The sequence below is a fragment of the Megalodesulfovibrio paquesii genome (assembly GCF_054653055.1).
Window position 1 is genome coordinate 68,445 of the sequence record NZ_BAAIGQ010000008.1, and the last position, 24,468, is coordinate 92,912.

At 62.1% G+C, this 24,468-nt stretch carries 20 protein-coding genes; 7 read left to right on the forward strand and 13 right to left on the reverse strand.

Annotated features, from left to right (window positions below; translation table 11 throughout):
* The first annotated feature begins 306 nt into the window (after window positions 1–306).
* Window positions 307–942, forward strand: a complete 636-nt coding sequence (locus tag ACYQ00_RS18605; RefSeq protein WP_460033566.1) for an MT-A70 family methyltransferase — start codon at window positions 307–309, stop codon at window positions 940–942.
* Window positions 943–1,042: 100 nt separating this feature from the next.
* On the opposite strand, the gene ACYQ00_RS18610 is transcribed toward ACYQ00_RS18605, so the two are convergent.
* The 11 genes from ACYQ00_RS18610 to ACYQ00_RS18660 all read right to left on the reverse strand — a co-directional run bounded on the left by ACYQ00_RS18610 (window position 1,043) and on the right by ACYQ00_RS18660 (window position 15,045).
* Window positions 1,043–1,828: a BglII/BstYI family type II restriction endonuclease gene (locus ACYQ00_RS18610; RefSeq protein ID WP_460033567.1), complete on the reverse strand. Its 786-nt coding sequence runs from the start codon at window positions 1,826–1,828 to the stop codon at window positions 1,043–1,045.
* Window positions 1,829–1,986: 158 nt separating this feature from the next.
* Window positions 1,987–3,864 carry a thioredoxin domain-containing protein gene (locus ACYQ00_RS18615; protein WP_460033568.1) on the reverse strand — a complete coding sequence of 626 codons (1,878 nt, stop codon included), beginning with the start codon at window positions 3,862–3,864 and terminating at the stop codon, window positions 1,987–1,989.
* On the reverse strand, window positions 3,861–5,012 hold the full coding sequence (gene tgt, locus ACYQ00_RS18620) for a tRNA guanosine(34) transglycosylase Tgt (RefSeq protein WP_460033569.1): 1,152 nt from the start codon (window positions 5,010–5,012) through the stop codon (window positions 3,861–3,863). Before tgt ends, ACYQ00_RS18615 begins: the two co-directional genes overlap by 4 nt.
* Before the next feature lie 233 nt (window positions 5,013–5,245).
* Complete coding sequence (locus ACYQ00_RS18625) at window positions 5,246–5,587, reverse strand: thioredoxin domain-containing protein (RefSeq protein WP_460033570.1); 342 nt, start codon at window positions 5,585–5,587, stop codon at window positions 5,246–5,248.
* Window positions 5,588–5,778: 191 nt separating this feature from the next.
* Entirely contained in the window at window positions 5,779–6,936 is a 1,158-nt protein-coding gene (locus ACYQ00_RS18630; protein ID WP_460033571.1) for a GNAT family N-acetyltransferase, read from the reverse strand.
* Window positions 6,937–7,082: 146 nt separating this feature from the next.
* Window positions 7,083–8,798 carry a sigma-54 dependent transcriptional regulator gene (locus tag ACYQ00_RS18635; protein WP_460033572.1) on the reverse strand — a complete coding sequence of 572 codons (1,716 nt, stop codon included), beginning with the start codon at window positions 8,796–8,798 and terminating at the stop codon, window positions 7,083–7,085.
* A 9-nt stretch (window positions 8,799–8,807) separates the two neighbouring features.
* Window positions 8,808–9,314 (reverse strand): hypothetical protein, encoded by a 507-nt coding sequence (locus tag ACYQ00_RS18640; RefSeq protein ID WP_460033573.1) that lies wholly within the window; start codon window positions 9,312–9,314, stop codon window positions 8,808–8,810.
* 100 nt (window positions 9,315–9,414) lie between these two features.
* Window positions 9,415–9,963 (reverse strand): AmmeMemoRadiSam system protein A, encoded by a 549-nt coding sequence (gene amrA / locus ACYQ00_RS18645; protein WP_460033574.1) that lies wholly within the window; start codon window positions 9,961–9,963, stop codon window positions 9,415–9,417.
* Window positions 9,964–10,090: 127 nt separating this feature from the next.
* Complete coding sequence (gene purN, locus ACYQ00_RS18650) at window positions 10,091–10,759, reverse strand: phosphoribosylglycinamide formyltransferase (RefSeq protein WP_460033575.1); 669 nt, start codon at window positions 10,757–10,759, stop codon at window positions 10,091–10,093.
* Between the two features lie 30 nt (window positions 10,760–10,789).
* Window positions 10,790–12,301: a uroporphyrinogen-III C-methyltransferase gene (gene cobA / locus ACYQ00_RS18655; RefSeq protein WP_460033576.1), complete on the reverse strand. Its 1,512-nt coding sequence runs from the start codon at window positions 12,299–12,301 to the stop codon at window positions 10,790–10,792.
* Window positions 12,301–15,045, reverse strand: a complete 2,745-nt coding sequence (locus ACYQ00_RS18660; RefSeq protein WP_460033577.1) for a valine--tRNA ligase — start codon at window positions 15,043–15,045, stop codon at window positions 12,301–12,303. The genes cobA and ACYQ00_RS18660 overlap by 1 nt, the downstream gene beginning before the upstream one ends.
* A gap of 189 nt (window positions 15,046–15,234) precedes the next feature.
* Between ACYQ00_RS18660 and ACYQ00_RS18665 the strand changes: the two genes are divergently transcribed.
* The 6 genes from ACYQ00_RS18665 (at window position 15,235) to ACYQ00_RS18690 (ending at window position 22,169) form a co-directional block, all read left to right on the forward strand.
* Window positions 15,235–16,485 carry a BPL-N domain-containing protein gene (locus ACYQ00_RS18665; RefSeq protein ID WP_460033578.1) on the forward strand — a complete coding sequence of 417 codons (1,251 nt, stop codon included), beginning with the start codon at window positions 15,235–15,237 and terminating at the stop codon, window positions 16,483–16,485.
* A 213-nt stretch (window positions 16,486–16,698) separates the two neighbouring features.
* Window positions 16,699–17,583, forward strand: coding sequence for a hypothetical protein (locus tag ACYQ00_RS18670; RefSeq protein ID WP_460033579.1), 885 nt, complete (start codon window positions 16,699–16,701; stop codon window positions 17,581–17,583).
* Between the two features lie 82 nt (window positions 17,584–17,665).
* Window positions 17,666–19,078, forward strand: a complete 1,413-nt coding sequence (locus ACYQ00_RS18675; RefSeq protein WP_460033580.1) for a sigma-54 dependent transcriptional regulator — start codon at window positions 17,666–17,668, stop codon at window positions 19,076–19,078.
* Between the two features lie 34 nt (window positions 19,079–19,112).
* Window positions 19,113–20,318 (forward strand): pyridoxal phosphate-dependent aminotransferase, encoded by a 1,206-nt coding sequence (locus tag ACYQ00_RS18680; protein WP_460033581.1) that lies wholly within the window; start codon window positions 19,113–19,115, stop codon window positions 20,316–20,318.
* Between the two features lie 2 nt (window positions 20,319–20,320).
* The gene (locus tag ACYQ00_RS18685) at window positions 20,321–20,803 is read left to right on the forward strand and encodes a hypothetical protein (protein ID WP_460033582.1); all 483 of its coding nucleotides are present in this window, start codon (window positions 20,321–20,323) and stop codon (window positions 20,801–20,803) included.
* 379 nt (window positions 20,804–21,182) lie between these two features.
* Window positions 21,183–22,169 (forward strand): acyltransferase family protein, encoded by a 987-nt coding sequence (locus ACYQ00_RS18690; RefSeq protein ID WP_460033583.1) that lies wholly within the window; start codon window positions 21,183–21,185, stop codon window positions 22,167–22,169.
* A 16-nt stretch (window positions 22,170–22,185) separates the two neighbouring features.
* On the opposite strand, the gene ACYQ00_RS18695 is transcribed toward ACYQ00_RS18690, so the two are convergent.
* Window positions 22,186–22,926 carry an SGNH/GDSL hydrolase family protein gene (locus ACYQ00_RS18695; RefSeq protein ID WP_460033584.1) on the reverse strand — a complete coding sequence of 247 codons (741 nt, stop codon included), beginning with the start codon at window positions 22,924–22,926 and terminating at the stop codon, window positions 22,186–22,188.
* Window positions 22,927–23,020: 94 nt separating this feature from the next.
* Entirely contained in the window at window positions 23,021–24,466 is a 1,446-nt protein-coding gene (locus ACYQ00_RS18700; protein ID WP_460033585.1) for a mannose-1-phosphate guanylyltransferase/mannose-6-phosphate isomerase, read from the reverse strand.
* Window positions 24,467–24,468 lie beyond the last annotated feature (2 nt).

A 24,468-nucleotide genomic window follows, 5' to 3' on the forward strand; every position in this document is an offset into this window, starting at 1 on the left:
ACCTTTCTGGAGAAAGGTTCTTCCCCCGCCCCCCCCTTTCCAAAGACTTTTTATGGGTGTTCCACAATGCGATCAGCCTATTGGAAAGGGAGAGTGCGGGGGAGGAGGACTTTTCAAAAAGTTTCTTTTCTCGCACAGGTCGTACGCATCAAATAGCTCCAGGTCGAGTTCAACAGGGGCGTCTGGCGACAACACGTTGACAGACCCCCCGCAGGCAGGCCACAACGAGCGCTGTCGTTTTCGGAGTGCTGGCCCCGGCGCTCTTCCTTTTTTTAAGTGGAATCATTGAAGACTATGGTGCGAGGCATGGATCCAGGGACCGATCTGCTCCAGTTCGTGGCCGGCACGGGAAAGCGGTACGCCACGATTCTGGCCGATCCGCCGTGGCAGTTCCAGAACCGCACCGGCAAGGTCGCCCCGGAGCACCGCCGTCTCGCCCGCTATCCCACCATGACCCTGCCGCAGATCAAGGCCCTGCCCGTGGCCGAGATCACCGCGGAGGTGGCCCATCTGTACCTCTGGGTGCCCAATGCCCTGCTGCCCGAGGGCCTGCAGGTGCTGGAGGCCTGGGGATTCACGTACAAGTCCAACCTCGTCTGGCACAAGGTCCGCAAGGACGGTGGCTCCGACGGCCGCGGCGTGGGCTTTTACTTCCGCAACGTCACCGAGCTGATCCTCTTTGGCGTGCGCGGCAAGAACGCCCGCACCCTGGAGGCCGGCCGCAGTCAGGTCAACTACCTCAGCTCCCGCAAGCGCGAACACAGCCGCAAGCCCGATGAGCAATACCCGCTCATTGAGGCCTGCTCCCCGGGCCCCTTCCTGGAACTCTTTGCCCGCGGCGTGCGCCCGGGCTGGGACTGCTGGGGCAACCAGGCCGCCGACGACTACACCCCTACCTGGGACACCTATGCCAATCACTCCCAGGCCGGAGGGGAAGAGTAAAAGAATCGGGGGGATACCTTTCTTGGAGAAAGGTATCCCCTCGCCCCCTGCCAAAGATGGTTGGGGAGGGCTGATCTGCCGGAGTAACCACCAGCGGAAATTACGTCTCTTGTCCCGAGGCTTCGGCCTCTGCAGGGCCGTGGGGGGCGGAGGAGATGATGGTGGCCGGCAGGCCGATCAGGGCCAGGGGGCAGGGGTTGCCCACGCCGCGGTGAACGCGGTCGATGAGCTTTTTCCAGTGGGTGGTGGCGGCGCCGTATTTGTCGCTCACAAACTGGGCCGGCCAACTTTCGGCAAAGGGCCTGCCGCGGGCCATGCTGCGCAGGACGTGCTCGCGCTGGCGGGGGGTGGGGGAGATGCCGTAGGGCGTCAGATCCTCGAAGGTGTGGATGCCGCAGTCGGCCACGAAGCGCTGCACCAGGGGGATCAGCTGATCCTGCAATGAACTGCCGCGGGTGATGATCACGCCCACGGAGATGGCCCCCTCGGCATGCAGGCGCTTGAAGTTCTCCAGATCCCGGTCAAAAAACGGGTCCTTGTTGTTCCATTCGATTTCCAGGGCAATGCTCGCGGCCCGGTCCTCCACCTGGAAAGACTTCATGTGGTCGATTTCGTGGGAGATGCTCTCACGCTCCACGCCGTTGACGATCTTTTTGATTTCCACACGCCGCTTTTCCCAGCCCAGGGTGTTCAGGGCCCGGCGCAGGCGCTGGGTGCTGCCGGCCTCGCCGCCACCGGAGCCGATGAGCTCGGTGACCGGAATGCGGAAGGCTTCCAGGGCGTGCTCAATCTCGGCCACGGCCGCGGGAAAGTCCCCGGCCAGGATGGCCCGGGCGTGGGAGACGAGCAGGCATTCGTAGCCGGCGCTGGCGAGGCGTTCAAACATGGAGACTCCGCTGGCAGCGCCGATGACAAGTCCGAGAGCAGGTCCCGCGGGGCAACTTGAGCCGACCCATCGTCGCGCCATCAACCAAAGCGAACTGGAACGAGAGAGGAATCGGCAATGGGAAATCCTCTCTCGTCGTGTTGTTCCTGCCTCCCGTGTTATGCGGTGGGTGCCGACACGTCCGGGTGGTACAGCTCTTCCAGTCCGCAGCAGAAGAAGGTGAAGGACAGGGGCATGGCGGCGATGTCGCTGCCGAAGGCGGCGAGCATGCCCTGGGCCAGCGCGGACCAATGCGCGTTGCCCGTGGCCTTGGCCAGCTGGAGCAGGGCAAAAAAGGCCAGGGAGTTGCCCGAGGGCATGGCGCCGTCGTGAACGTCCTTGGTCCGGACCAGCAGGGGCTCAGCATCACTGGCGGCGAGGAAGAAGCCGCCGCGTTCGGCGTCCAGGAACTTGGCCTCCAGCAGTCCGGCCAGACGCACGGCATGGCCCAGCCAGGCGGCGTTCCCGGTGGTCTGGTGCAGCTCCAGGAGGCCCCAGAGCATGGCCGCGTAGTCGTCCAGCAGGCCGGGCACGGCAGCGTCGCCGTCGCGGTAGCGGTGGTAGAGACCGCCGTCGGGCATGGCCATGCGGGTCAGGATGCAGTCTGCGGCGCGGGCGGCGGTGTCGGCCAGTTCGGGCGCCTGCAACACCCGTGCGCCGTAGGCCAGGGAGGCGATCATCAGACCATTCCAGTCGGCCAGGATCTTGTCATCCTTGTGCGGGCGGACGCGGCGGCCACGGGCGGCGAAGAGCCGGGCCTTGAGGGAATCCACGCGCAGCCGGAGTTCTTCAGCAGTCAGATCCATGGCCTGGGCCAGCTGTTCCAGGGGGGCGGTCAGGTGCAGGATGTTGGCCCCGGTGGCGTGCCCGGTGGCTTCTTCGAGGAAGTTGCCCTCGCGCTGGCAATTGAAGAGTTCGGCGGCCAGGGTGGCGTCCTCCTCACCAAGAATCCCGACCAGTTCCTCTGTGGTGAAGACGTAGAACTTGCCTTCCTCGCCTTCGCTGTCGGCGTCCTCGGCGGCGTGGAATGCGCCAGTGGGGTCCTGCAGGTCGCGCTGCACATAGGCAAAGATACTGCGGGCCGTTTCGGCAAAGAGGGGGGTGCCGGTCACGGCGTATGCTTCCAGGTAGGCCCGGGCCAGGGTGGCCTGATCGTACAGCATTTTCTCAAAGTGCGGCAGGAGCCAGCGTTCATCTGTGGAATAGCGATGAAAACCGCCGCCCAGCTGGTCGAAGATACCGCCCAGGCGCATGGCCGTGAGGGTGCGCTCCACGGCGTGCAGGGCGTCGGCCGAACCTGTACCGGAAGTGGCGTGGGCATGGCGACGCAGCAGAAAGAGCAGGTTGTGCGGGGAGGGGAACTTGGGCGCGCCGCCAAACCCGCCGTGCTCGGGGTCGAAGCGTTCCAGCAGCTGTTCCAGGGCCTTGTCCAGCACGGCCGGAGTCAGCGTGTCCTGGGTCTGATGCTGGCGCAGGAGATCGCCGCTGACGAACTGCCGCAGATGATCCAGGATGGAGGCCGCGGACTGCAGGACATCCCGCCGGCGCTGCCCCCAGATCTCGTGCACGCGGGGCAGCAGTTCCAGCATGCCCGTGCGGCCGAAGCGGGTCATCTTGGGAATGTACGTGGCCGAGAAGAAGGGCATCTTGTCCGCCGTCATGAAGATGGAGAGCGGCCAGCCCCCGGCGCCGGTCATAAGCTGGCAGACAGTCATGTACAGGGAGTCGATGTCCGGCCGTTCCTCGCGGTCCACCTTGACGGGGATGAACCAGTCGTTGAGCAGGCGGGCGACTTCCTCGTCCTCAAAACTCTCATGGGCCATGACGTGGCACCAGTGGCAGGTGGAGTAACCGATGGAGAGGAAGACGGGTTTGTCCTGCTCGCGCGCCAGGGCAAAGGCTTCCTCGCCCCAGGGCAGCCAGGCCACCGGGTTGTGGGCATGCTGCAGGAGGTAGGGGCTTTTTTCGCGGATCAACGCATTGGGCTGGGGCGTCATGCATCATCTCCTGGCGGGGTGGTCTCGTCTTCGTAGCGGGCGAGAATGTCGCGGCGGAAGGTGTCGAAGCGGTCTTCGAGGATGGCCGCGCGGGCCTGGCGCATCAGGTCGAGGTAATAGTGGATATTATGAATGGTGTTGAGCCGGTAGGCCAGGAGTTCCCGGGCCATGTACAGGTGCCGCAGGTAGGCGCGGGAGAAGGTGCGGCAGGCGTAGCAGCTGCAGGCCGGGTCCAGGGGCCGGGAATCCTCGGCATACTTGGAAAGCTTGATATTGGTCTTGCCAAAGCTGGTAAAGAGCGTGCCATTGCGGGCGTTTCGCGTGGGCAGGACGCAGTCGAACATGTCCACGCCCAGGGCGATGCCATCCAAAAGATCTTGCGGCGTACCCACTCCCATGAGGTAGCGGGGCTTGTCCGTGGGCAGGAGCGGGGTGACGCCAGCCAGGATGTCCACCATCTGTTCGCGGGATTCGCCCACGGAAAGGCCGCCGATGGCGTAGCCTTCGAACGGGATGTCCATCAGCTGGCGGGCGCTTTCGGCGCGCAATTCGGGGAAGAAGCCGCCCTGGACGATGCCGAAGAGCATCTGCCCGCAGTCCATGGCCGGATGCGCCTCGCGGCAGCGGCGGGCCCAGCGGGTGGTCAGCTCCAGGGACTTGGCCGTGTATTCCTTGTCCGCGCCATAGGGCACGCATTCGTCCAGGACCATCATGATGTCCGAGCCGAGATTGCGCTGGATGGAAACGACCTTTTCCGGGGAGAAGAGGTGGCGGGAGCCGTCGATGTGCGACTGGAAGGTCACCCCTTCTTCCTTGATTTTTCGCAGACCCTGGAGGCTGAAGACCTGAAAGCCGCCTGAATCCGTCAGGATGGCGCCGTTCCAGGCCATGAACTGGTGCAGGCCGCCAAGGCGGGCGATGCGTTCGTCCCCGGGGCGGAGGTAGAGGTGGTAGGTGTTGCCGAGGATGATGCGCGGGCCCAGGGCCTGGAGGTCGTCGGGGCCCAGGGCCTTGACTGTCCCCTGGGTGCCCACGGGCATGAAGACGGGAGTTTCCAGGATGCCGTGCGCCGTGGCCAGCAGGCCGGCGCGGGCGTGGCCGTGTTGATGGAGCAGAGAGAATTCGCCGGGGTTCAGGTGCGGTTTCATCCGCTGAACATAGCCGGAACCTTGGGGGTTGGTAAAGGCTGCGGCGGGCGGAAATGCGGGCTGGGCTGCCTGCCAGCAGCGAAGGGGAAGGACAAAAAAAGAGCGGGGACCAAGGCTGGTCCCCGCAGGAAATTGGTGAGCGGCACTGCAATATCCCTGGCGTATTGGGGGGCAATCCATAGGAAACACAGGCCGCTCATACTACCCTTCGCGCATGGCGAAGGAAATGTCAATTACGCAGAAACCGTCGTCCCCTGGGGCAGGTGCCTGCGCAAAAAAGCATGCAATGCGTGGGCGTCAATCCTGCCGAGCAGTCTGGCCGCTTCAATCTTATGTCGTAACAGCAAAAACGTCGGCGTGCCAGACACAAAATAGCGGCGCATCAGATCGGCCAGCGCGGTTTCCTCGACGATCCAGATGGCCAGTTGCCCGGGAAAGGCCGCCCCTGCTGCCTCAAGCATGTCCTCAATCTCATTTCGGGCATCATCCTGCAGGAAGACGAGCAGAATGGAGGCGGCCTGATCAGGGCCGCTTTGGTGCAGGGCGTCGACTCCTACCAAGGGTAGCATAGGCATCAAGATTCGTCGGAGTGTTGTATGATGAAACCTACCGCAATTGCTAAGCAAAACGAATGCCAACCGGCAGGAGGGCAGTCCTGCGGAGAGCTGTGTTAAAAAATGTAAAATTCCAGGTAGTTGAAAAAACCATGCACGCCTGTGACACATTTTTTGGGCGTCCGGAGACAAATGTGTCGCATGCATTATTGTCAATGTGACAGGTGTTCCTTCCCCGTCATCGGCCCGGGGCGGTGCAGCCGGCTGGTGACAGAGTGCCGTAGATCCTGCATGGTTTGCCGGACCCGACGCAACTGCCACATGGCCTGCCCGCGCACACCCTGCCACGCTTGCATGGTATATGCCATCTGTGGCCGGGCACCCCACTTGAACTTGTACGCCTCGCCGCCTTCCATGAAGTGAAACGCCGCTGCCGAAGGCACGAGCTGCCGCATGAGCTGGTACATGGTGAAGATGCCGGCGTGGCAGGCCAGCCCTTCCTGACTGATGCCCGTCTGCAGGGCGAAATATTGATCCCCAAGTTGGACACCGTAGTAGTAGCAATGCCCCTGGCCATCCAGCTGCAGTTTGGAAAACCGCAGCCAGCCCTTGGCCAGCAGCCGGGGGGCCAGTTGGCGGAAAAACTGTTTGCGGTCCTCCAGGGCAAATTCCCCGGCATGCCCGGCTTGTGCCCAGCGGACAGTGTGCACCTCGAACAGCCGGTGCAGATCCGCCTCCAGCGTTTCAGTCCCGATGGCAGGCACGAACTCCACCGCATGGCGGGACGGCGCAAGCTTGAGGTTCTTGCGGTGCAGCATGGTCCGGAAGATGGGATCCATGCCGGCCTCCAGGGCCTCCATGCTGTCTGGCAGGGGCAACACGGGGCAGGGCGTGGCTTCCGCGCATTCGGCAATCATCCCCTTGGGCAGCAGGTGCTGCGACCGAAAGGCCTCCAGCACGCCGGAGCCGGACACCATGCGTTCCAGGCGCAGACGGTGCCAGTGTTCCTGACCAGTCAGGGCCTCCACCAGCAGGTGGAACACGTCGGGGCTGGCCTGGGCATGCACGGGGAAGTCATAATACAATCCCGCCACCCCCACTGCTCCCAGCGTGCGCAGCTCATCGCACACCGGCGCCGGGCCGACACACAGGCGACGGCGGCACAGGGGCGCGGCGGCAACGAGCTTTCCTTCCTCCCAGACGACCAGAATTTCCGGTTGATAGGCCTTGCCGCAGGTATGGAACCAGCAGCTGGCCCAATCATGCAACAGCATGGGAGCGGGAAACCGCGAGGCAAGAACCAGCGCATCCCAGGGCTCGGCCAGGGCTTCGAACGCCTCCAGCGTGTTGATGCATTCAATGTGCGGCATGTGCGGTCCGGACCACCGGGGGTGCTGGCGGGCTGGAGGGACTGGCCGGAGATCGGACAACGCCTCCTGCCCGGCATATGGGGACGGGGTGCAGGGTACTATTCCCTAGCATGAGACCACAGGGCTGGCAACGCCATGGAAGACGGCTATTCCGCAATGCCGAATTCCTCCAGCTTGCGGTAGATGGTCTGACGGCTGATGCCCAACAACCGCGCAGCCTTGGCCTTGTTGCCGCCCGTGCGGACCAGGGCATCGCGCAGGGCCTGCACGTCCAGCGAGACAGCGGGACTGCTGATGCCAGCAGCCCCGGCGCCTGCGGCCTCGCGCAGTTCCTTGGGCAGGTGCTCCAGCTCGATGCGCTCCCCCCGGCACAGGATGAAGGCGTGCTCCAGGGCATGCTTCAGTTCGCGGATGTTGCCCGGCCAGTGGTAGTCCATGATCAGGGCCAGGGCTTCTTCCGAGATGCCGTGGATGTGTTTGTTCAGTTGCCGGGCAAAGAGGGCCATGAAATGGTCCAGGAGCAGCGGGATATCCTCGCGGCGGTCCTTGAGGGCCGGCAGCTGCAGCTCCACCACCTTGAGCCGGTAGAAGAGATCTTCCCGGAATTCCCCGCGGCGGACTTTTTCCCGGAGGTCCACATTGGTGGCGGCAATGATCCGGACATCCACCTTGATGGTATCTGTGTCCCCCACGCGTTCAAATTCCTTTTCCTGCAGTACGCGGAGCAGGTGCAGCTGAATGCGCGGGGAAATATCGCCGATTTCATCCAGAAAAATCGTCCCGCGATGGGCCAGCTTGAAGCGGCCGATCTTGTCGCGCACCGCGCCGGTAAAGGCCCCGCGCACATGGCCAAAGAGCTCGCTTTCCAGCAGGTTTTCGGAAAGGGCAGAGCAGTTCACCTTCACCAGCTGCTGCGAGGCTCGCGGCCCGCTCATGTGCAGGGCCTCGGCCACCAGTTCCTTGCCCGTGCCGCTGGGGCCGGTGATGAGGACGGAGGTGTCCGTTTTGGCCAGCTCTTCCACCAGCTGGAACATGTCCTGCATCTGCTTGCTCTTGCCGATGATTTTGCGGAAGCTCTGGCGGTCCTTGAGGGCGCGTTCCAGGCCGGCCAGCCGGGTGATGTCCCGGACCAGCAGCACGGCGCCCAGGCGGCGTTGCCCGGCGTCCTGCAGGGGGGAACAGTCCAGCATCAGCGTCTGGGCCGGAAACTCGCCCGCAGGCAGTTCCACGCGGAATTCGCGCACCGGCGCCTGTTGCAGCGTTTGTTCCACCACATGGCAAAAAGCTTCGTGCCGCGGCCCAAGCGCCCGGGCGCAACTCTGGCCGGGCAGGCGGTCCGGGTTGAGCCGCAACACCGTGTGGGTGGCGGAATTGGCGCTCAGGATCTGCAAGTCTTTGTCAAAGGTCAGCACTGCGGCGGAGATGCTCTGGAAAATGGCTTCCAGGTGCAGGCGCAGCAACTCCTTTTCCGTCTCCAGCCGGCGCTTTTCGTCCTGCAGGGACTTGTGGTTCAGGGCCACCCGGGCGCTGTGTAACAGGGAATCGCGGTTGATGGGTTTGGAGATGTAGTCATAGGCCCCAAGGCGCAAGGCATCGGTGGCCGATTCCAGGGACGGCTCGCCGGTGATGATCACCACCAGGCAGGGCAGCTGCTTATCCCGCACGTATTTCAGGACATCCAGCCCGCTTTGCCCGTTGAGCAGGATATCCAGATACAGCAGATCGGGAGTGCGCTCCTCCAGGCGGGCGAGGGCCTGGGCACAGCCATTCGCCACCAGGACGGTGTGGCCCTCGCGTTCCAGAAACGCCCGGAAAGTAATGCGGATGGATTCCTCGTCATCCACGACCAGGATGCAGGCCATGCTCTTCCCTTATTCGAAAAGGTACCCGTACCGGCTGGCGAGTTCCTGTGTTTTAGAAAGCAACGCCTGAGCCTTGGCATCGGCAGAGCCGGCAAAGACAAGGCCGCTCTCCACATCCAGAAAGTATTTGAGGGTGGACTCGCTTTCCGAATACACCCACACTGCGCTGTAAATCGAGGCGTCGTTGGGGCGGTCCTTGAATTCTTCCTGGGTGCGGATCAGCAGCTTGATGCGTTTTTCATCAACAGTGCTCAGCTGAAAAAGGCTGGAGCGGCCGGCCAGATCCTTGAGTTTGTACGCCAGGGAGCCGCCCACGGCATCGCCACCCTGATGCTCCACGGCCAGGGGCACGCCGGGTTTGCTGGCCGCGGCCGGAGTGGCCGGGGGGGCCGGCGCGGGCTTTTGCTGCTGCGCCTCGGGTTTGGCGGCTGCGGGCGCGTTCTGGGCCAGGAGCGCCATCGGGAAGACCAGAGAAAACAACACGGCAAGCGTGGCGATGATCGAAACGAAACGCATGGGGTTCCTCGCTCCATTGATCGACGTGATGCGGCGACAATAGCCTTCCAGAAGTCGGACCGCAATGATGTTTACAGAGTCTGACGAAGATTGACGATGTTCAGAAGACAACCGCTTCGAACCAGAACAGTTGCGTGTCCGGGCGGGTCCAGCAGTCCGTGGGCAGGCCGGCCTTGCGGCAGGTCTGCTGCAGAAAGGTCTCCCGGTCCCAGCCCCATTCCACGGGCACCTGGGGCAGCAGCAGGCCGCTGCGGCCCTGGCGGCTGACGATGAGCCCGTGGCGGCCAATCTCCACCTGCTGCGGGTCCGGACAGGGCGTGACCGGGGAGAGAATGGAGATTTCCAGATGCATGGCCGCAAATTCCCGCACAGAAAGGGGCGGGAAGCGCGGGTCATCAAAGGCTGCAGCCCTGGCCATCTGGGCCACGGTGGTATGCAGGGGCGCATCACCAATCACATGGCCGATGCAGCCGCGCAGGGAATCATCCAGGGTGAGGGTGACAAAGGCGCCGAGGGGTTCCGTCAACGTGGCCGTGGGCGGCTCGGGTGGGGTGTAGGCCTGATGTTTGAGTCCGGCCTCGATGGCCTCCCGGGCGATGGTCTTCAGGTAGCGCTGTTCGGTGTCGGAAAGGGAGAATTGGAATGTCATGACCGCCTCCCGTGTCTGGCCCCGCGGCATCCATAGTGTCCATGGCTTCCGTGGGCCGTATGCCACATGGGCCCGCTGCAAGCAAGGCTAGCACGCCGGGCGCCTGCGACGCAACCGCTCAAATCACTCAGAATCCTGGTTCCAAAGGAGGATGAACCAGCGCCCCCGCGCAGGGGGCGCCCGCGGTGGAAAACGGTTCCAGCCGGACGCGCCGGCCGTCCAGCCGCAGCCGGTCCTGGGCCAGCCACTGCAAGGCCTGCGGATAGATGCGATGCTCCCAGGTCAGAATGTCCGCGGCCAGGGTGTCGGTGTCGCTGCCCGGAGCCACGGGCACCGCGGCTTGAATGACCACGGGGCCGTGGTCCATCTGCTCATCCACAAAATGTACGGTGCAGCCCGCAATGGCCACCCCATAGGCCGCCGCGTCCTGCTGCGCGCGCGCGCCGGGGAAGGCAGGGAGCAGGGCGGGGTGGATGTTCAGGACCCGGCCGGGAAACGCGCCCAGGAACACCGGTGTCAGCAGACGCATGAAGCCGGCCAGGGCGATGGTGTCTGCGCCGTGTTCCCTGATGGCGGCGACCATGGCCGCATCAAAGGCCTCCCGACTGGAAAACTGGCGATGGTCCAGGGCCAGGGCGGGCACGCCGGCCTGGCGCGCCCGCTCCAGCCCCTGGGCCTTGGGATTGTTGCTGAGGACCAGCCGGAAATCGACATCCAGCGCCCCCTGGGCCTTGCGATCGAGCATGGCCTGCAGGTTGGAGCCGGAGCCGGAGATCAACACGGCGAGCTTGAGCATGCTGGTCCTTTTTGCTGTGCGCGGTCTGGCTCAGCGCGCGAAGTGGGTGGTAACCGCCTGGACCAGCGCCGGGATGGTGTAGTCCTCCGGCTGAATGTCCACGGCAAATCCGTATTTTTGCAGGGTGTTGGCCGTGACTGGCCCGATGCAGGCCAGCTTGGCCTCCGGTGCAAGACGACGGAACTCGTCCGCCGGCACCAGGGAGAAGAAGTTGTCCACCGTGGAGCTGGAGGCGAAGGTCACGCAGTCCACCCCGCCGGCCTGCAGCACTTCCAGGAGGGCTGCGGCGTCGGAGTCGGCGCGCACGGTTTCGTACACAGCCACCACATCCACGGTGCAGCCAGCCTTGCGCAGCTCGTCGGGCAACAGCTCGCGGGCTTCCCTGGCGCGGGGCACAAGGATTTTCTTCCCGGCCACGCCCAGGTTCAGCATGCCCTGGGCCACGTATTCGGCCACAAAACGCTCGGGGATGAAATCCGCCACAATGCCGCGGTCTTTCAGCCCCTGGGCCGTGGCCGGGCCGATGGCCGCCACCTTGCAGCCGGCCAGGGCACGGGCGTCGCGTTCTGTGGTCAGCAGTCGGTTCCAGAAATGCTCCACACCGTTGATGGAGGTGAAGACCAGCCAATCGTAGCTGCTCAGTGCATCCAAGGCCTTGTCGAGATGCGAGCAATCAGTCAGCGGGGTCACGGCGATGGTCGGGAACTGGTGCACGCAGGCCCCCTGGGCCTCCAGGAGGCTGGCCAGATCGCTGGCCTGCTCCCGTGCCCGGGTCACGACCACGCCCCGGCCGAGCAGGGGACGTTTCTCGAAGAAATTCAGCTCATCATGCAGCTGGCACACCTCGCCGACCACAATGAGCGAGGGCGAAGTGAACTGTTGCTCGATGGCCAGCTGCGGCAGGGTTTCCAGGGTGCCGACGCAGGAGCGGTGCCGGCAGGTCGCGCCCCAGTGGACCAGCCCGGCCGGGGTGCTGCCGGGCAGGCCTGCGGCCATGAGGTTTTTGGCAATGTCGGGCAGATTCTTCATCCCCATGAAAAAAACCAGCGTGGAGGCGGACTTGGCCAGGGCGTCCCAGTGCAGGGCCGTGGCGGCCTTGGTGGGATCCTCGTGCCCGGTGATGAAGCTGACCGAAGACGCATAGCTGCGATGGGTGACCGGAATGCCGGCATAGGCCAGCCCGGCCACACCGGAGGTGACGCCGGGCACGACCTCAAAATTCACGCCCGCGGCCAGGAGTTCCTGGGCCTCTTCCGCGCCACGGCCAAAGACGTACGGGTCCCCGCCCTTGAGCCGGGCTATGACCTTGCCTTCCTTGGCTTTTTGCACCAGTAGCTGGTTGATCTGGTCCTGGGGCAGGGTGTGGTCCCCGCCCTTCTTGCCCACGTAAATGATCTCCGCGTCCTTCCTGCAGAAATTCAGGAAGCTCTGGTTGGCCAGATAGTCGTAGACCACCACATCCGCGGTTTCCAGCACAGCCTTGCCCTTGAGGGTCAAGAGGCCCGGATCGCCCGGACCGGCGCCGATGAGATACACCAGCATTATGCGTTCCCCCCTTGCCCGGCGGTGCCGGAGGCGGTTTGGGCGTCATCGCGGGCTTCCACCAGCCGGGCGCGGCGGGCCTGGAGGGTGGCGGACTTGTCGGACATCATATCCACCTTTTCCTGCTCCTTGGCCACCACCTCGGCCGGGGCCTTGGAACGGAAACCCTCGTTGGCCAGCTTTTTGTTGACGATGGTGATTTCCTTGTCCAGCTTGGCCAGTTCCTTGTCCAGCCGGGCGATTTCCGTTTCAAAGTCCACGGCGCCGGCCAGGGGCACGGAGATGGCATTGCCCTGGACCACGGCCGTGGCCGAAGCCCGGGGGGCATGGATGGGCGCGTCCTCGGTGCCCAGGGTCGGGGCCTTGCACCGGGCCAGAAGCGAGAGCATGGACGCGTTTTCGGCGTACAGCTGCCCGTCCTCGGCATTGGCCGGCTGGATGAGCACAGTCAGTTCCAGAGAGGGGCTGATGTTCAGTTCGCCGCGGATGGCCCGCACGGCCACCACGGTTTCCTGAATCAGGGAGAAGGCATGGGCCGCGCGCGGGTTCAGGCACTCGGGCCGGCGGGCAGGGTAGGGCTGAGCCGAGAGGTCTTCGCCAGCCACGCCAGGCAGATAGGACCAAATCTCCTGTGTCACGAAGGGCATGAACGGGTGCAGCAGGGTCAGCGTCTCCGTGATCCCGGTCCACAGGCAGGCGCGGCAGGCCTGCTTGCGGGCCTCGTCCGTGCCCGAGAGCTCGGGCTTGATCATTTCCAGATACCAATCGCAGAACTCGTGCCAGATGAAACTGTACAGCGCCTGGGCGGCCTCATTGAAGAGGTAGCCCTCAAGCGCCTGCTGCACCTGGACTTTCAGCTCTTCCAGCCGATGGAAAAGCCAGGCGTGGTGCACGCCGGGCGTCTCATGCAGGGGCTGCGCAGGCATGGCCGGCGCCTCGGGCAGGTGCATGAGCGAGAACCGCGCGGCATTCCAGAGCTTGTTCACAAAATGGCGGTAGCCTTCGATGCGTTCTTCAGACAGGCGGATATCCCGGCCCATGGCTGCGAATGCGGCAAAGGTGAAGCGCAGGGAATCCGTGCCGAAGCGGTCGATCATATCCAGGGGGTCAATGACGTTCCCCGTGGATTTGCTCATCTTTTTGCCTTCGGCATCGCGGACCAGGGCGTGGATGTATACATCCTTGAAGGGCGGCGTGCCCATGAAGCGCGTGCCCATCATCATCATCCGGGCCACCCAGAAGAAGATGATATCAAAGGCAGTCACCAGCACGGAAGTGGGGTAAAACGCTGCGAGATCCTTGGTCTTGTCCGGCCAACCCAGGGTGGAGAAGGGCCACAGGGCGCTGGAGAACCAGGTGTCCAGCACGTCTTCGTCCTGAATAAGCTTTGATCCCTGGCACTTGGAGCAAGCCGTGGGCGTTTCGCGGGCGACGATCATTTCGCCGCAGTCTTCGCAAATCCAGGCCGGAATGCGATGCCCCCACCACAGCTGGCGGGAGATGCACCAGTCGCGGATGTTCTCCAGCCAATGATTGTACGTTTTTGTCCAGGATTCCGGGTGGATATTTGTCCGTCCGTCGGCCACGGCCTTCAGGGCCTCCTCGGCCAGGGGCTTGACCTTGACGAACCATTGCGAGGAAACATGCGGCTCGATGACGCTCTTGCAACGGTAACACACGCCCACGTTGTGGTCGTATTCTGTCTGGCCCATGAGCAGGCCCAGCTCGGCCAGCTCGGCCAGGACCCTGGCCCGGGCCTCTTCACGGGAAAGACCGCGGAAGCGTTCCGGCGCGTTTTCGTTGATGAATCCTTCGTCATCCTGGACGGAAATGACCTCCAGCCCGTGGCGGCGGCCCAGTTCCCAGTCGTTGGGGTCGTGAGCCGGAGTGACCTTGAGGGCCCCGGTGCCGAAGTCCTTTTCCACGTAGTTATCTGTGATGACGGGGATTTCTCGGTCGGTCAGCGGTAGCCGCACGGTCTTGCCATGCAGGTGCAGGTAGCGCTCGTCCTCGGGGTGGACGCAGACGGCCGTGTCGCCCAACAAGGTCTCGGGTCGGCTGGTGGCCACCACCAAGCCGTCCTTTCCGTCGGGCGTAGGATACTTGATTTGATACAGAATCCCCTTCTTGGGCGCGAATTCCACCTCGTCGTCGGCCAGGGCGGTGTGGCAGCGGATGCACCAGTTCACCAGGTAGTTGCCCTTGTAAATGAGCCCGTCTTCGTAGAGGGAAACGAAGACCTCGCGCACGGCGCGGGACAGGCCTTCATCCAGGGTAAAGCGCTGGCGGGACCAGTCCACCGATGCGCCCATCCGCCTGATCTGATTCAGGATGCGGCCGCCGTATTCCTCCTTCCACTGCCAGACACGCTCAATGAACGCCTCGCGGCCCAGGTCGTGACGGGAGACGCCTTCCTTGGCCAGCATGCGTTCCACCACGTTCTGGGTGGCGATGCCGGCATGGTCCATGCCGGGAACCCAGAGCACCTTGCGGCCCAGCTGGCGATGATGGCGGCAGAGGATATCCTGCAACGTCAGGTTGAGCGCATGGCCCATGTGCAGGGAGCCGGTGACGTTGGGCGGCGGGATGACGATGGAATAGGGTTCGCCGGGGGCATCGGGATCGGCAACAAAGGATCCGCGCTCCTCCCACCAGGCGCTCCAGCGGGCTTCCACGTCGCCAGGCTCGTATCCCTTTGGCAGGGCAATGGGTTCTTGATCAGTAGACGAGGCATTCGCAGCCATTTGCGGCTCCAATTCAGGACAGGATGAAGGGTGAATGCATGACGAACAAAGCCGCTCCGGCGGAGCCGGCGGCAGGGAAAAAACATCCGCCCCGGCGCGCTTGCCTCCGGGGCGATTGGCCTGCTAAGGTTACCCGGAACAGCGCACCGGATTGCCCACACCAAGCACCTTCGTCATACCTAACTGAACATGCTGCATATTCTTTGGGACGAATCCCATCTGTGGGGTCTGTTGGCCTGGCGGGCGGCGTCCGCCTTTCAAGTTCCTCACCGTCTCGTGCGGTGCCAAGACATAGCCCAAGGTCTGCTCAGGCGCAACCCGCCGGATGTGCTTCTGGTGCCGGGCGGGGTGGCGCGCCGCAAAGCCCTGGCCCTGGGCGAGACCGGCATGGCCGCCATCCGCCAGTACATTCATGAAGGCGGCAGCTATGTGGGATTTTGCGGCGGGTCGGGCCTGGGGCTGACGGGCGAATACGGCCTGGCCCTTTGCCCCTGGACCCGCGCCGCCATTGGCGACCGGCTCCTGCATCTGGTCAGCGGGCACATTCATGTGCATCTGCAGGATCGCCAGCACCGCAACGGGCTGGTGCCGGCCACTCTGCCCGATACACCCCTGGCGCCAATCTGGTGGCCGGCCCGTTTTGCCCCCACTCCTTCACAAGAGGTCGAAATTCTGGCCACCTACGGCACCCCTGGCCCGGATTTCTGGATTGCCGATCTGCCCCTCTCCCACCTGCCCATGGAAACCTTCGGTGAGTGGGAACAGGCCTATGGCATCTCCCTGCGTCCGGATTTTCTGGCTGGTCAGCCCTGCATCATTCATGGCCGGGCCGGCCGCGGCCGCTATTTGTTGAGCTACGCGCATCTGGAAACGCCATCCTCGCCCCAGGCCAATGCCTGGCTGGCGCATGTGCTGGAGGAATTCGGCGGGCTCAAACCCTCGCGGCATGATGTGCCGGCCTGGAATCTGGAGCTTGAACCCGTCCAGTGGGAACATCCCCTGCTGTTGCGCACCCGACTCCTGCTGGATGAATGCCTGGCCCTGGGCCGTGAACACATGCTGCTTTTCCCGCGCAATGAATGGCTCCTGGGTTGGCGGGCCGGGCTGCCTGGATCGCACCTCAATCATCTCAACGCGTTAACACGACACTGCCTCGCCGGTGCTCCAAATAATGGAGCCCTGCAAATTTTGGAGGACAATCACGACGCGTACCTCCATAATTTGGAGGCCTTCGTCCGGGAGCTTCACGGCTATCTGCTGGCCGAGCGGTTGGCCATGACTTTGGCCAGGACCGTGCCCGGCATGGTCTCGCAAAAAGCCCTGAAGGCCCGGCGCGAGGCCATTTTCGGCACCAGCATGGAGCCCGGCGGCAGCTTTGCCCCGTTGCTGGCCGTGTTGGACGAGGTGGCTTGTCACCTTACCCCCACCACCGCCACCTGACGTACGGAAGACAACTGAAGCCCCGACGCCATGTACCTGCACCTGCCGCTTTTGCCCGACGCAACATATCTTGCCCTGTTGCAGGCGCAAGCCGCCAGGGTGCACAGTGTGTATGCCTCATTGCATCGGCCTGAGGTGCCGGACGCCAGAAGCTGCAACACGCCACTGGATTCAAGCGCTCATGCCGCCATGCTCGCGGCTGCTCCGGCACCGGTGTATCTGCTGCTCAACAGTCGGTTTCACCGTCCGCAACAATATGTATCTGAAGGAATTTCCGGAGTGGTGCAGACGCTGGAAGCAGTCATGACTTCCGCGACTGTGGCCGGTATCGTCTATGCGGACGCCATGCTGCTCACCAGGCTGGCCCGGCAGGCGCCCTCCCTGGCGAAAGAGTTGGAAGCCACCCCCAGCATCAATTGCGGGCTCGACAGTTGGGACAAGATGCGGCAACATCTGGAGATGACGGTGGAGCTTGGGTTCAGACCGCCGCGCTGCATCGTTCCGGACAGAGCCTTGAACCGTGACCTGCCCCGGCTGCGGGCCTTTCGGGAGGCGCAACAGACGGAACTGCCTGAGGCGGCGCTGCATCTGCTGGCCAATGAAGGCTGCCTCTGGCAATGCCCGTACCGGCTCACCCATGAGAGCCTGCTGGCCCTGGGGCGGGTGGACGCCACTGCAGCCGCGATGGTGGACGGATTCGAGATGGTTAAGGACGCTGCCTGCCTCCGACGGTTCTGGGAGGAACCCTGGCGGGTGCTGGCGTCACCTTTCATTCGGCCGGAGGATGCCGACGCGCTCGAAGGGTTGGTGGACGGGATCAAACTCAGCGGCCGCTCCCGCGGGCCGGTCGCCATGAAGCGTATTGTGTTGGCCTATCTCGCAGGGCACTATGCGGGCAACCTGCTGGATTTGCTCGATACCACCGAGGCGTTGCGCGGGCGGCTGCAGGTGCCGAATCGCGCCTTCCCCCTCGATTTCTTTGAAAGAGTCTCCATCTGCAACAAGCATTGCCACGCCTGCGGCTACTGCAAAGAGATGGCGAGACAGATACAGCGCAAGCCATGCAGCCTCGCCCGGTTCGCCGAAATGGATGCATGATCGAGAAAGAAAACAACGTCCGGTTGATGTCAAAGGCTTCCAGCCCGTTGAAAGCGACCGGGAATGAGGATAAGACACAGGCATGTCCGCAACGTTGCTGTTTCTGGCCCCGGCAGCCACCATTTCCCCACTCTTCACGCCGCTGAAGGAAGAGGGATTGGAGCCCGGTCTGGCAGAGTCCTTGCGCGGGGCCCTGGCCCTGATTCAAAAGCGTCGCCCGGCGCTGGTTTTTTCCCGTCCTCGCATGTCCGGGTACCGTGTGGAGGAACTGCTGGCCGAGGCGGAGGGCGAGGACAGTTTCCCGCCGGTCATCATCATTACGGACAAAGGCTCGCCCGACGAAGCCCAGCGCTACATGGAGCTGGGTGCCCACGATTATTGGCTGGAGCCTCTGGATGCCGACAAGATTATCGCGGCCGTGCCCCGGGGAGAGCCTGCGACGGCAGCACAGAAAAAGTCGCCAGGCAAGGTCCAAGCATTTGATATCATTGGGAAGCACCCCGTAGTTTCCCGCGTGCTGGCTTTGGCCCGGCAGGTGGCGCCCTCCAAGGCCACGGTGTTGATTTCCGGCGAAAGCGGCACGGGCAAGGAAATGTTTGCCAGGTTCCTGCATGTGTGCAGCGACCGCGCCCAGGGGCCCTTTGTGGCTGTGAACTGTGCGGCCCTGCCCGAACATCTGCTGGAAAGCGAGCTCTTTGGCCACGAAAAGGGTGCATTCACCGGCGCCATTGCCCGCAAGCCCGGCAAATTTGAGCTGGCCCACGGCGGCACCATCCTGTTGGATGAAATCTCCGAAATGGATCTCGGTCTGCAAGCCAAGCTCCTGCGCGTGTTGCAGGAAGGCGAGCTGGACCGCGTGGGTGGCACCGAGACCGTGAAGGTGGATGTGCGCGTGCTGGCCACCACCAACCGTTCCCTCCAGGAATGGGTGGAGGCAGGCAAATTCCGGCAGGATCTGTACTTTCGCCTCAATGTCATCCCCCTGAAGCTGCCGCCTCTGCGCGAACGCGGGGAGGACATCCTGCTGCTGGCCCATTTTTTTGTGCACAAATTCTGCAAGCAGTACGACATGCCCAGGCTGGACTTCGCACCCGAGGCCACAGACTGGCTCCGGGACTATCAGTGGCCCGGCAACGTGCGCGAGCTGCAGAATCTGATGGAGCGCGCCGTGCTTCTGGCTGGCCGCGGTCCCATCAATACCATGCATTTTCTGCTGGATGACGATTCCTGGTCCCCGGAAATGACCACCCAGGAAGTCGCGGAAGAGGAAGCGGACGGCGATGCTGCTCCCTCGCCCTTTTCCGGAGAGGCCCTGGAGCACATGCTGGGCGGCAAGGTCATCCCCTTGCAGGAGATGGAGCGGATCATGATCATGCGCGGGCTGGAGCAAACCTCCGGCAACCGCACGCAGGCTGCGGAACTGCTGGGCATTTCCGTGCGTACCTTGCGGAATAAACTTAACGAATACCGTACCCTGGGCCTGGATATCCCCTGATAATCCACCCGGGGTGCACTGCGGGAGGCGCAGCGTGAGTGCTTCGTTGTTGGCGTCGGCAGTTGCCGATGCGCTGGCCAATTCGTCCTGGATCCGCAAAATGTTCGAAGCCGGCGCGGTGTTAAAGGCTCAATACGGCGCGGACAACGTGTACGATTTCAGCCTGGGCAATCCGGACCTGCCGCCCCCACCACAGGTGGCGGCCATGCTGCACAAGCTCGCGGATACCATGGATAAACCCATGGCGCTGGGCTACATGCCCAACGCCGGCTACCCCCAGGTGCGCGAGGCCCTGGCCGCCCACGCCTCGCGGGAGCAGGGTGTGACCTGCGCCGCCTCGGATCTGGTGGTCACCTGCGGGGCCGCAGGAGGCATCAACGCCTTTTTCCGCGCCGTGCTGGAACGCGGGGAGCGCGTGCTGGCCATTGCGCCCTATTTTGTGGAATACGGCGCCTATGTGGCCAACCATGGCGGCGTGTTGGATACGGCCCTGTGCAATCCCGAGGACTTCAGCCTTGATTTCGCAGCCATAGAGGCAGCACTGGCCAAGGGCGAAACCCGGGCTTTAATCCTCAATTCCCCCAACAACCCCACCGGCCAGGTGTACAGTGCCGACGAGCTCAAGACCCTGGGTGAGCTGCTTCGCAAGGCCAGCGCACGCCAGCAGCGGCCGGTGTTCCTCCTGTGCGATGAACCCTACCGGTTTCTGGCGTACGACGGCCTGCCCGTGCCCTCGACCCTGCCGTTCTATGAATACACGGTGGTGATCACCAGTTTTTCCAAGAATCTGGCCCTGGCTGGCGAGCGGGTCGGGTATGTGCTGGTGCACCCGGACATGCCGGGCAAACAGCAGCTGATGGAAGGATTGATCCTGGCCAACCGGATTCTGGGCTACGTCAATGCTCCGGCCCTGGGGCAGCTGCTGGCCGCGGGGTGCCTGGATGCCCTGGCCAACACCGACCATGTTTCGCTGTATCAACGCCGGCGGGATCTGATGGCCGATGTGCTCCGGCAGGCTGGCGTGGAGTTCGTGTTGCCCAAGGGCGCATTCTATTTCTTCCCCAAGGCACCCGGCGGAGACGACCTGGCCTATGTGGCCAAACTGCAGGCCCAGCGCATTCTGGCCGTCCCTGGACGTGGATTTGGCTTGCCTGGATATATTCGTCTGGCGTATTGTGTGGATGAGGCAGTAATCGAAGGCTCCCGGGAAGGATTCCTGCACGTCAGCAAGGAAGGATGATCATGCAAATGCGCGCCATGATTCTGGTGATGCTGTGCTTCTTCATGCCGGCGGTGGCCTTTGGCCAAACAGCCTCCGAGAATGCTTCCGCCGAACAGAATCCCATGTTCGTTGTCTCGGTGAACAATGCGAATTTGAGCCCCGAGGCGACCGTCATGGGTTTTGATGTGCGCATCAGCAGCGGCAGCGTGCTGGTGGCGCCGCTTTTGCCCAAGGGCTGGGAAACGGTGATTCGCAACTTCATCGTGCAGACTCCTCCCTGGCACAGCACCATGAACGCCACAGCCGAGGAGGGCGCAGAGGGTGTGGACATGGGCGCATTCCAACGCTTCCTGATCGTGGAGCAAGACCCGGATTTGGAAGCGGAAAACGCCTTTGCCGTGGAAGTCGGGCTGATCACCACCACCGACGGGCAGTCCTTTGGCATCACCTGGCTGCCCAAGGATGCCATCTCCCTGACGCCGTTCACCCTGCCAGCGGAGTAAGCTGATACGAAAGTCAACTCAGGCCAATCGTCTTTACGTCGGGGCTTCCTTCCTAACCGGGGGGGAAGCCTTTTTTTGTCCTCGCTTGGCAGAGCGTTCCGGCCTCGCCTTTGTTGGGTTGTCCGCGCCTCAAGTTCTTTGCGCCCTTCAAGGACTATTCGTGGCAAAGTTGGTCATCAGGTGTTGTCCGCCGTAAGTAGGGGATATCACCTTTGACGTCGTGTTATGTATATTCTAGACGCAACAAGGTGAGGAGGTCCCGCAGGCTGCGCGAGGGGCGCGGGGTGGGGCCCATTTGAGTGAACTACACAAATTCTCACTCATAACTGACTGAGTTCCTGTTAGAAAGCAGGGGCGCATATTGGCATAGGTCATAAATATGAATAAACTGGAATATAAAAACAGAATTGTGTGGGTTGACCATGCCAAAGGGGTCGCTATTATATTGGTTATCTTGGGTCATCTGGAGATTCCGGAGCTGTGGAAGGATATAATTTATAGCTTCCACATGCAGTGGTTTTTTTTTCTGTCAGGATACTTCTTTCCTAAGGATAAAGAATTCAAGCGGTTGCTAGCTGTTCGAGCGCAATCACTGCTGCTCCCGTATGTTGTGTTTGGCTTGATGCTTTTTGGCATTGAACTGCTGCGCGGTGCCCTTGCAAACAACCTGGAGTCAGCGGCATATGCCGGCCTGGTCAATTTCTTAACAGGCGGTATGTTTTGGTTTCTGCCAGTTCTGTTTTTCACGACACTTGCCGCGTATGGAATTTGCCACATAGTGGACATCAAGTGGTATCCAGTACTTATTTTACTTTTAGGGCTGCTGCATGGGTTTGTACAGCCATATCGTCAAATCCTGGGAATTGGAATTTTCGTGCATGTTGTTCCAGGTGTGCTCTATTTTTTATTTGGTTATTACTTTAAACGATATGTAGGGAGGCCATCTGCCTGGTCAGGTCTTATATACGCATTTATTTATTCTGTGGTTCTTTATTTAGGAGATGGGAAATTTGGGCTTCAGACAATTGTTTCGGTGTCAAATATTCCATATGCGTATAGTTTAGCTTTTTCGGGTATCCTTGCCATGAACGCGTTATGCGCGAAATTACCAGTCAACAGCTTGCTCGTATTTCTGGGGCAAAACAGTTTGCTATTATATCTACTGCACGGATATCCTGGATTCCTCTCCTCCCGTCTATTGCGTTGGACAGGTGTGATGGCTTGGTCGCACCCCACGCTGGTTACACTTATTCAAGTTGCGTTAAATATTGCTTTACTAATTCCAATAGTCGTGGGCATCAATCGGTATGCTCCGTGGAGCATTGGCCGCCACGTGCCGAAAAAGTCGCTCTCTGGCGTCGCGTGATAGCGATGCTGCGATTTCAGGGTGATGCATGGGCCGGGCTGGTGCTGTAGGGGTGTTGCCGGAGTGGGCTGAAATAAGCCTTGATGGCAGACGCCAAGATTGCTCGCCCCTTGCGATTAAGGTGAAGGCCGTCATACGTGAGGTCTTCTCGCAGTCCACCAGAGTGATCGAGAAACTGTGGATAGATGTTGATGAAGCCATAGCCATATCGTGCGCACATATCCTGCATCATGGCATTGAGGCTTTGTACCACAACAGGAGTTCGGGTAGAGTTAAGTCCTATCGTGGCTGGCAATACACTGCAGAACACGGGGCCGTGCTGGTGTTGTTCAGCGTACGCTCCTAGTTGTGCAAGGGAGGCTACAATATTCGGCAAAGGCGTGCCATGACCAAGGTCGTTTGTTCCGAGCAATACCACCACGTTGCGGGTCTGGGGAGTAAGGGCGGCGGTGAACTGCGAAAAAGCCATTGTTGCCTGACGGCCCGCGACAGCGCGATTCCGAAATGGTAACATCCCGAATTCACGAGCGGTATTTATTTGTGCCATTATGGAATCGCCAAAGAGGACCACGTCTGCTTGCGAATATGTCCCCAGGCGTTGCTGAAGTTTTTCCCAAGTGGCGTTCCCAGGGGGAGCGACGAGGGGCGTTGCGGCGCACAATAGGATAATCAATACTAGTGAAACCTTCAGTGTGGGGTTCTGTCTGTTGTCCCTGGAGGAAAATTGGCACATTGGATGCGACATACATGGATTCATAGGGCAAAATGGTCAAAAGGACAAACGCCCCTGGCGCACATGGCGCCAGGGGCGTTTGATGGTTGGATGCCGATTGTTGGATGCCGGTGCCGGGCTAGCCGGCGGGCTTGCGGCCGTACACGTCTTCAAAGCGGACGATGTCATCTTCTTCCAGATACGGGCCGTTCTGGATTTCGATGATCTCCACAGGCACCTTGCCGGGGTTGGAGAGCCGGTGCTTGGTGGCTTTGGGGATGTCCACAGACTGGTTTTCCACCAGGATTTTTTCTTCTTCCCCCACTTGCACCAGGGCTGTGCCGGAAATGACCACCCAGTGTTCGCTGCGGTGGTGGTGCATCTGCAGGGAAAGCTTGGCCCCGGGCAACACCACAATGCGCTTGAGCTTGTAGAAAGAGGATTCTTCCAGCACCGTGTAGCTGCCCCAGGGGCGATGCACGGTGACGTGGGTGGTCACCAGCGGGGAGCCCTGCGTCTTGAGCAGCTGGACCACGTCCTTGACCTTCTGGACCTGCTCCATGCTGCAGACGAGGGTGGCGTCCTTGGTCTGGACGACGATGATGTTTTCCACGCCAGCGGCGGCCAGCTTGGCGCCGCGGGAGAAGAGCAGGGAATTCTTGCAGTCCACGGCCAGGACGTCGCCTTCCACCACGCAGCCTTGCTCATCCTTCATGCCCAGGCGGTAGAGCGCTTCCCAGCTTCCAAGGTCATCCCAGCCGAAGTCGCCGGCCACCATGGCAATACGATCCACCTGCTCCATGATGCCGTAGTCCACGGAGATATCCGGCAGCGTGCCATAGCCGGCCACCAGGGGCCGCTCGCCGCGTTGCTGCCACCATTTGAAAAGCTCGGGCTGGTAGCGCTCCACGGCTTCCAGGAAGGCCGGCAGGCTGAAGACAAACATGCCGGAGTTCCAGAAGAAATCACCGCTGCTAACAAAGGTCTTGGCGCGTTCCAGATCCGGTTTTTCCACGAACCCGGCCACCCGGAAGGCGTTTTCGCCCAGGGCTTCGGCTTTGTTGATGTACCCGTAGCCGGTTTCCGGTTTGTCCGGAATGATGCCGAAGGTAACGAACCAGCCCTGGGCGGCCAGTTCACAGCCACGGGCCAGGGCGGTGGTCCACTTTTCAGGATGGTGAATGAAATGATCCGACGGGAACACCGCCACCAGCGCTTCCGGGTCGCGATCGGCAATGGAAGCCATGGCCAGCAAGATGGCCGGCAGGGTGTTGCGGCCGATGGGCTCGGAAAGCACGTTGGCCGTGAGCTCCTGGCCAATGGGCTTGAGCTGCTTTTTGACTTCGAAGATATGTTCTTCGTTGGTCACCACATGGATGCGCTCCTGGGGAAAGGCGGCCAGGGAGCGGTCCACGGTTTCCTGGAGCAGGGTGCGGCTGCCCTTGAGGGCCAGCAGCTGCTTGGGCAGCATGGCCCGGGAAAGCGGCCACAGCCGGGTGCCTGATCCGCCGGCAAGGATAACCGCCTGGCAGCGGCCCAAGGGGTGGTCGCGGGTGGTGGACTGGGGGACGGTGGCGTCGCTCATCG

What these genes read in the sequence shown, in the direction of transcription:
- ACYQ00_RS18685 (WP_460033582.1), top strand. Translation starts at nt 20,321, where the DNA reads ATGCAAATGCGCGCCATGATTCTGGTGATGCTGTGCTTCTTCATGCCG.
- purN (WP_460033575.1), bottom strand. Translation starts at nt 10,759, where the DNA reads ATGCTCAAGCTCGCCGTGTTGATCTCCGGCTCCGGCTCCAACCTGCAG.
- ACYQ00_RS18615 (WP_460033568.1), bottom strand. Translation starts at nt 3,864, where the DNA reads ATGACGCCCCAGCCCAATGCGTTGATCCGCGAAAAAAGCCCCTACCTC.
- ACYQ00_RS18640 (WP_460033573.1), bottom strand. Translation starts at nt 9,314, where the DNA reads ATGCGTTTCGTTTCGATCATCGCCACGCTTGCCGTGTTGTTTTCTCTG.
- ACYQ00_RS18605 (WP_460033566.1), top strand. Translation starts at nt 307, where the DNA reads ATGGATCCAGGGACCGATCTGCTCCAGTTCGTGGCCGGCACGGGAAAG.
- ACYQ00_RS18635 (WP_460033572.1), bottom strand. Translation starts at nt 8,798, where the DNA reads ATGGCCTGCATCCTGGTCGTGGATGACGAGGAATCCATCCGCATTACT.
- tgt (WP_460033569.1), bottom strand. Translation starts at nt 5,012, where the DNA reads ATGAAACCGCACCTGAACCCCGGCGAATTCTCTCTGCTCCATCAACAC.
- ACYQ00_RS18665 (WP_460033578.1), top strand. Translation starts at nt 15,235, where the DNA reads ATGCTGCATATTCTTTGGGACGAATCCCATCTGTGGGGTCTGTTGGCC.
- ACYQ00_RS18700 (WP_460033585.1), bottom strand. Translation starts at nt 24,466, where the DNA reads ATGAGCGACGCCACCGTCCCCCAGTCCACCACCCGCGACCACCCCTTG.
- ACYQ00_RS18675 (WP_460033580.1), top strand. Translation starts at nt 17,666, where the DNA reads ATGTCCGCAACGTTGCTGTTTCTGGCCCCGGCAGCCACCATTTCCCCA.
- ACYQ00_RS18695 (WP_460033584.1), bottom strand. Translation starts at nt 22,926, where the DNA reads ATGAATCCATGTATGTCGCATCCAATGTGCCAATTTTCCTCCAGGGAC.
- amrA (WP_460033574.1), bottom strand. Translation starts at nt 9,963, where the DNA reads ATGACATTCCAATTCTCCCTTTCCGACACCGAACAGCGCTACCTGAAG.
- ACYQ00_RS18610 (WP_460033567.1), bottom strand. Translation starts at nt 1,828, where the DNA reads ATGTTTGAACGCCTCGCCAGCGCCGGCTACGAATGCCTGCTCGTCTCC.
- cobA (WP_460033576.1), bottom strand. Translation starts at nt 12,301, where the DNA reads ATGCTGGTGTATCTCATCGGCGCCGGTCCGGGCGATCCGGGCCTCTTG.
- ACYQ00_RS18690 (WP_460033583.1), top strand. Translation starts at nt 21,183, where the DNA reads ATGAATAAACTGGAATATAAAAACAGAATTGTGTGGGTTGACCATGCC.
- ACYQ00_RS18660 (WP_460033577.1), bottom strand. Translation starts at nt 15,045, where the DNA reads ATGGCTGCGAATGCCTCGTCTACTGATCAAGAACCCATTGCCCTGCCA.
- ACYQ00_RS18630 (WP_460033571.1), bottom strand. Translation starts at nt 6,936, where the DNA reads ATGCCGCACATTGAATGCATCAACACGCTGGAGGCGTTCGAAGCCCTG.
- ACYQ00_RS18625 (WP_460033570.1), bottom strand. Translation starts at nt 5,587, where the DNA reads ATGCCTATGCTACCCTTGGTAGGAGTCGACGCCCTGCACCAAAGCGGC.